Origin of the sequence: Caballeronia sp. BR00000012568055 (assembly GCF_029439455.1) — a bacterium.
Taxonomy (GTDB): domain Bacteria; phylum Pseudomonadota; class Gammaproteobacteria; order Burkholderiales; family Burkholderiaceae; genus Caballeronia.
In genome coordinates this window covers 1-681 of record NZ_JAQFVG010000199.1, presented here as the reverse complement: position 1 = coordinate 681, position 681 = coordinate 1, and the positions used below count along the sequence as shown (strand labels likewise).

1 protein-coding gene is annotated in these 681 nt (G+C 63.3%); it reads right to left on the bottom strand.

What is annotated here, in order from left to right; genetic code table 11:
* A partial coding sequence (locus P7F28_RS09820) for an acryloyl-CoA reductase (protein WP_277184354.1) occupies positions 1-681 on the bottom strand: 681 nt, incomplete at both ends.

Here is a 681-nt window from a genome sequence, read left to right as displayed (position 1 = left end):
TTCGCAAGCGTATGGCTGCCCACGCTATCCACCACGGCAGCCCAACGTTCTTTAGCGAGCGGCTTGCCGGGTGAAGACAATTCCGCGCGGTCCATCAATTCACTTGCGCCTAAAGCCTTCAAATGCTCGGCTTCGTTCATGCGCCCCGTAGACGCCACCACGCGATAACCCCGCTTGGCGAGCAGCGAAATCGCTACGCCACCGACGCCGCCGTTAGCACCGGTCACAAGCACATCGCCGTCGCCGGGCTTGACGCCGTGCGCTTCGATAGCCTGCACGCACCGCATGGCCGTATAGCCTGCGGTGCCGATCGCCATCGCGTGACGCGCGCTCATGCCTGCGGGCATCGGCAGCAGCCAGTCGGCCTTGGCGCGCGCTTTCTGCGCAAGACCGCCCCAATGTCCTTCGCCAACGCCCCAGCCGTCGAGCAATACGGCATCGCCGGGCTTATAGCGTGGATCGCTGCTCGCTTCGACGGTGCCCGCGAAGTCGATGCCCGGAACCATCGGAAAGCTGCGCACGACCGGCACCTTGCCCGTGATGGCGAGTCCGTCCTTATAGTTGAGCGTCGAATAAGCGATGCGCACGGTGACGTCGCCTTCCGGCAAGCGTGCGTCATCGATTGATTCGAGGCTGGACACGATACGGTCGCCTTGCTTGTCGAGCAGGATCGCTTTGAAC